Below are 2,909 nucleotides of genomic sequence, written 5' to 3'. Positions count from 1 at the left end.
AGCGCTGATGAGCTAAGGCGCGAAATTTTATAAATTTATGCGGTTTTAAAAACAAGGAAAATTAGTGATAAAAATAGAAAATTTAAAGAAATTTTACGGGGCGACGCAGATCATAGATGGCGTCAGCCTAAACGTAGAAAAAGGCGAAATTTTTGCCATCGTGGGCCACAGCGGTGCGGGTAAATCCACCCTGCTTCGCTGCATAAACGGCCTAGAGGACTATCAAAGCGGCAGCCTAAAGGTATTTGACAAAGAAATCTCGGCGCTAAAAGATAGGGAGCTAAGAGAGCTTAGGCGCGACGTGGGGATGATATTTCAGCACTTTGCGCTGATGGCTAGAAAAACGGCGTTTGAAAACGTCGCGACTCCGCTTAAATTTTGGGGCTACTCAGACGGCGATATCAAAAAAAGAGTGAGCGAGTTACTGGATCTCGTAGGCCTTGCAAACAAAGCCGCAAGCTACCCGGGCGAGCTAAGCGGCGGACAAAAACAACGAGTCGCTATCGCCCGCGCCCTTGCGCTAAGTCCAAAAATTTTACTCTCCGACGAAGCGACTTCGGCCCTTGATCCAAATACGACAAATTCGATACTCGAGCTTTTAAAACAGATCAACCAAACGCTAAATATCAGCGTCGTTTTGGTCACGCACGAGATGGAGGTCGTAAAAAGTATCGCGCGCCGCGCAGTACTGCTAGAAAGCGGCAAGATAATCGGTAGCGGCACGATCGAGGAGCTATTTTTAAGGCCAGATGAAAAGATGAAGGAATTCCTCGGCGAGGATGAAATTTTGCCGAGCGAGGGCGTAAATATCAGGCTCTTTTTCCCAAAAGAAGTCGCTCAAAACAGCGTCATCACGCATATGGCGCGCACGCTAAACATCGACTTTAACATCGTCTGGGGCAAGCTTGAAAAGCTAAACGAAAACGTACTTGGCTCGCTCGTCATCAACGTCGATCCAAAAGACGAGGCGCGCGTGACCGAGTATATCAAGCAAAGCGGCGTATTGTGGGAGGTGGCGTGATGTTTGGCATAGATTTTTCTAAATTTCCCGACGTTTTCGAGCGCATTTTACTTCCTGCTATCGGCGAGACGCTTTATATGAGCGTTGTTTCGACGCTTTTAGCGTTTCTCATAGGACTAGTGCCGGCTATATTGCTCGTTCTTTCTGCGCAGGATGGTCTGAAGCCGAACAAACCGCTATTTATCGCGCTTGATATCACGGTAAATACGCTAAGAAGCTTTCCATTTATCATCCTCATCATCGTGCTTTTCCCGCTCACGCGCCTGATCGTGGGTACTAGTATAGGCACTACCGCGGCTATCGTTCCGCTTACTATCGGCGCGGCGCCGTTTATCGCTAGGCTGATCGAGAGCGCGCTAAAAGAGGTCGATAAAGGCATCATCGAGGCCGCCAGAAGCTTTGGTAGCTCAAATTTTCAGATCATTTTTAAGGTGATGTTTGTAGAGGCGTTGCCTGGCATCGTAGCTTCTATCACGCTCACGCTTATCGTCATTATCGGCTTTTCGGCAATGGCGGGCGCGGTCGGTGGCGGCGGACTTGGGTCTGTTGCGATAAACTACGGATATCAGAGATTTCGCCCCGATATCATGCTTTATACCGTCGTGATTTTAATCATAATGGTGCAAATTTTCCAATCATTAGGAAATTTTATTTATAAGATCACAAAGAAATGATTTTTACGTCTGATTTTATTTTCTTTTAAACTTTTTTTGCATAAAATCCCGAAATTAATTTTACAAAGAAAGGATAGAAAATGAAATCAGATATGTGCGAAATGCGTCGCTTCACTGAACTTAAGTCGTCGAAAGACTAACGCTAAGCGCAAAATTTCTTTTTAAGCGCTTAGTCTTGCTAAGCATTTAAAAAGAAATTTAAGCCTCTGCTCATATCCTTTTTTAAATGCTAGCCAAATTTTAAAAAGGATATAAAATGAAAAATCTACTCAAATACTCTCTAGTCGCTCTAAGCCTAACAGTCGCAGCAAATGCCGCCGAGAAAATCGTCGTAGGCGCTACTCCGGTTCCGCACGCTGAAATTTTGGAAGTCGTAAAACCAATCCTTGCAAAAGACGGCTTTACTCTTGAGATCAAAGAATTTAACGACTACTCTACTCCAAATTTGGCTACCGAGGACGGCGATCTAGACGCTAATTACTTCCAGCACCTACCGTATCTTGAGGAATTTAATAAAAACAAAGGCACTCATCTAGTTAAAACAGTTGGCGTCCACCTCGAGCCTATGGGGGTTTACTCTAAAAAGATAAAAGATATCAAAGAGCTAAAAGACGGCAGCACCGTAGCAATACCAAACGACCCGACAAACGAGAGCCGCGCGCTTGACGTGCTAGCTAGCGCAGGTCTGATCAAACTAAACGACAACCCTTTAAAAACTCTGCTTGATATCACGGAAAACCCAAAAAAGCTAAAATTTGAAGAGATCGAGGCAGCTCAAGTTCCTCGTACGCTAGATGATGTCGCCATCGCCGTTATCAACACGAACTACGCTCTAAACGCCAACCTAAACCCGACCAAAGACGCACTCGTGCTTGAGAGCAAAGATAGCCCGTACACCAACTACGTCGTGGTCAAAGTCGGCAACGAAAATAGCCCGAAAATCAAAGCTCTAGACAAAGCCGTCACGAGCCCGGAGGTAAAGAAATTTATCGAGGAAAAATATAAAGGCGCGATAATCCCGACGTTTTAATCAAATTTAGCCCCGCCCGCTCAAATTTAGTGGCGCGGGCAAATTTAACGAAACGACGAATCCAAATTTAGTTTAGAGACCGCTATTAAAATAAAACGGCGTAAAAGCTTTTACCTTTTTAGCGCCGTTTTTTATCAAAAAAGGAATAATAATGCAATTTTCAAAAATACTTCTTGGCGCGCTT

3 protein-coding genes are annotated in these 2,909 nt (G+C 44.7%); all 3 read left to right on the top strand.

All coding sequences use genetic code 11. The features are described 5' to 3' along the window. Nucleotides 1–64 precede the first annotated feature (64 nt). Nucleotides 65–1,021 (top strand): methionine ABC transporter ATP-binding protein, encoded by a 957-nt coding sequence (locus Q0546_RS02555; RefSeq protein ID WP_298790248.1) that lies wholly within the window; start codon nucleotides 65–67, stop codon nucleotides 1,019–1,021. After that, entirely contained in the window at nucleotides 1,021–1,695 is a 675-nt protein-coding gene (locus tag Q0546_RS02550; RefSeq protein ID WP_298790247.1) for a methionine ABC transporter permease, read from the top strand. Before Q0546_RS02555 ends, Q0546_RS02550 begins: the two co-directional genes overlap by 1 nt. Nucleotides 1,696–1,951: 256 nt before the next feature. Further along, nucleotides 1,952–2,725, top strand: a complete 774-nt coding sequence (locus Q0546_RS02545; RefSeq protein ID WP_298790245.1) for a MetQ/NlpA family ABC transporter substrate-binding protein — start codon at nucleotides 1,952–1,954, stop codon at nucleotides 2,723–2,725. The last annotated feature ends 184 nt before the right edge of the window (nucleotides 2,726–2,909 follow it).

The organism is uncultured Campylobacter sp., from assembly GCF_937997465.1.
Lineage (GTDB): Bacteria > Campylobacterota > Campylobacteria > Campylobacterales > Campylobacteraceae > Campylobacter_A.
This window is presented reverse-complemented; position numbering and strand designations above follow the sequence as displayed.

Bases quoted from the DNA above. Each gene is read 5' to 3' on its own strand.
- Q0546_RS02550 (WP_298790247.1), top strand. From the start codon at position 1,021: ATGTTTGGCATAGATTTTTCTAAATTTCCCGACGTTTTCGAGCGCATT.
- Q0546_RS02545 (WP_298790245.1), top strand. From the start codon at position 1,952: ATGAAAAATCTACTCAAATACTCTCTAGTCGCTCTAAGCCTAACAGTC.